Here is a 2,058-nt window from a genome sequence, read left to right as displayed (position 1 = left end):
TAGGTGCGTGTATGTGTTCAATGTGACGGACGCATTGCGATGTCCGAGTTGTTGTTGGATGGCTTTGGCGTCGGCTCCGGCTGCCCGCATCAGCGACGCACAGGTGTGTCGTAGGTTGTGGGGGGTGATCTCTGCGAGGTCGTGGCCGGCCCGCTGACGGGCAGGGCTCCGACCTTGCCCTCGGCCGCTAACCCGCAACCACGAGAGGTGGTGACCCAATATCTGGGATCAGCGGCATATTGCCGGTTATGGGCGGGCGGATTCCGAGCGTCGGACGGTTCAGCCACGTTCGTGCTCCATCTGGCCCGAGGGGGATTGTGGTGACCCGTGAGTGCTGGTGGTCTGGCCTCTGACGATGAGAACGGGACAAGCCACGATCAGCCAGATGAATAGGGCCAGACCGCCAACACCATAATTAGTCGGGATGAGCGCCACAGTGGCCGCGACGAGTACGACGCCCACCCAGGCAAACGGCTTGGGGAGCAATCCCACGACCAACGAGCTGATGCTCATAGTGGCGGCGACACCCACAGCACCAAGCATGAACAGGGCAATGATGTGTTCTTTCAGGATCGATAACGGAAGCACCGCGTCGGCGAGCATGTTCGGAACGATCGGTGCGCTAATCGCCATGCGATATGACGCATGAACGAAAGCGCCGATCGTCATGACAATCCCAAATGCATAGGCCACAAGAGCCAACAGTTCACCTTTAGAGCCTTCCCGGGCGAGGCGCATCCGCAGCGAGGCAACAAACCCGACCAGGGCAAACGCTCCGACAATGCCGACCGTGCTTCCAGCGACGATTCTCGTCCTGTTGTCAGTGATCTCAGCCGCCAGCTCACTGACCGGACTGTCAGGCCCCAACCAACCGCCGTGGTCGATAATAAAGAACCCCACGAATATCAGTACCAGTGCAGCCAGACCGAACCACCACCCAATCAGGTCAAGTTCATCCGAACGATCCGTAGACATGTTCCAGGTCTCCTCTTTCAAGTTTCGCCACCGATCTCGCTACTCATACATGAGAACAGACGAACCAGACGGACAAACGGGCGACACCAGCCCCGCACATATCGCGCTTCCGGCGGCGCCGTCGACCACCCCGTCGCCCCGATGAAGAACTATGTCCTCGCCCGGTAAGACGAAGTCGAAGACGCCTTGGGTTGGAATTTCGCTCATGTCGAATCGAGCCTACGGGCGCCGCCCATATCAGCGATACCGAGCGGTAACGCACACATCCGGAAAACCGAGCAGAACGGCACATCGTGTTCGGGCCTCCGAGAGCTGGTCGGCTACTTTGTGCCGTGTCGGCATCTGATCTCGTTCTTGAAAGGCACCGCATTCAACCGTTGGGACGGCGATGAGTTCGTAATTGACTGCGCGTTGCGCCCGACGGTCACGCCACGTCGATCGGCTGAGCCTTGTTGTTGATTTGGATTGGCACGATCGTTTCTGTGTTGTCGTCGGACTCGAAGACGGCGACGAGGCGCAGGTCGGCGCCGAGCCCTTCGAGGTAGCGGCGCAGGGTGGACAGTTTGATGTCGCCGCTTCCTCGCTCGAGCTGAGAGATGGCGGACTGGCTGATCCCGATGGTGGCAGCAAGTTCGACTTGGGACTGTTCGGTAGCGAGACGGAGTTCGTACAAGGCGATCTCGGTCAAGGTGTCGGCCCGCAGGTCGGCCAGCCGCTCTGCCGCGCCGGGTCGGGCAAGGACCTTGTCGTGAAGTTGGGAGTAGTTTTTAGTGGTAGGCATGATCGGGTTCCTTTCGTTGTATCAAGTTGCTAGTCGTCGAGTAAGCCCTCGTTGCGGAGTTCGGTTAGGTAGAGGTCGTACAGCGAGTCAGCAGCGGGGATGGCCCATTCGTACCACCCGGTTCACTGCCCCGATTTGTCGCCCCCGACAACAAGATGGCATTGCGGCGAGGGTCGAACGCAAACAGCACCCGTAACGCCCCGCCCTTTGACACTCTGAGTTCTTTCATGTTGGTGTGACGAGATGACTTGATGGCTCCCACAGTTGGACGCTTCAAGCCTGATCCGACCTCCGCCAGCAGC

At 59.4% G+C, this 2,058-nt stretch carries 4 protein-coding genes and 1 pseudogene; all 5 read right to left on the bottom strand.

Annotation, left to right across the window (positions count from 1 at the left end):
- On the bottom strand, positions 1-222 hold a 222-nt coding region (locus tag JJE47_13530), incomplete at its 3' end, for a tyrosine-type recombinase/integrase (protein MBK5268444.1).
- Between the two features lie 57 nt (positions 223-279).
- The gene (locus JJE47_13525) at positions 280-975 is read right to left on the bottom strand and encodes a hypothetical protein (protein ID MBK5268443.1); all 696 of its coding nucleotides are present in this window, start codon (positions 973-975) and stop codon (positions 280-282) included.
- Between the two features lie 39 nt (positions 976-1,014).
- Positions 1,015-1,182, bottom strand: a complete 168-nt coding sequence (locus tag JJE47_13520; protein MBK5268442.1) for a hypothetical protein — start codon at positions 1,180-1,182, stop codon at positions 1,015-1,017.
- Between the two features lie 217 nt (positions 1,183-1,399).
- On the bottom strand, positions 1,400-1,756 hold the full coding sequence (locus tag JJE47_13515) for a helix-turn-helix transcriptional regulator (GenBank protein ID MBK5268441.1): 357 nt from the start codon (positions 1,754-1,756) through the stop codon (positions 1,400-1,402).
- Positions 1,757-1,785: 29 nt separating this feature from the next.
- Positions 1,786-1,985, bottom strand: a pseudogene (locus tag JJE47_13510) (type II toxin-antitoxin system RelE/ParE family toxin).
- Positions 1,986-2,058 lie beyond the last annotated feature (73 nt).

The organism is Acidimicrobiia bacterium, assembly GCA_016650365.1.
In the GTDB taxonomy this organism is placed as follows: domain Bacteria; phylum Actinomycetota; class Acidimicrobiia; order Spongiisociales; family JAENVV01; genus JAENVV01.
The sequence above is the reverse complement of the archived record's forward strand: the minus strand, read 5'-3'. Positions and strand labels throughout refer to the sequence as shown.

What these genes read in the sequence shown, in the direction of transcription:
- JJE47_13525 (MBK5268443.1), bottom strand. Translation starts at nt 975, where the DNA reads ATGTCTACGGATCGTTCGGATGAACTTGACCTGATTGGGTGGTGGTTC.
- JJE47_13520 (MBK5268442.1), bottom strand. Translation starts at nt 1,182, where the DNA reads ATGAGCGAAATTCCAACCCAAGGCGTCTTCGACTTCGTCTTACCGGGC.
- JJE47_13515 (MBK5268441.1), bottom strand. Translation starts at nt 1,756, where the DNA reads ATGCCTACCACTAAAAACTACTCCCAACTTCACGACAAGGTCCTTGCC.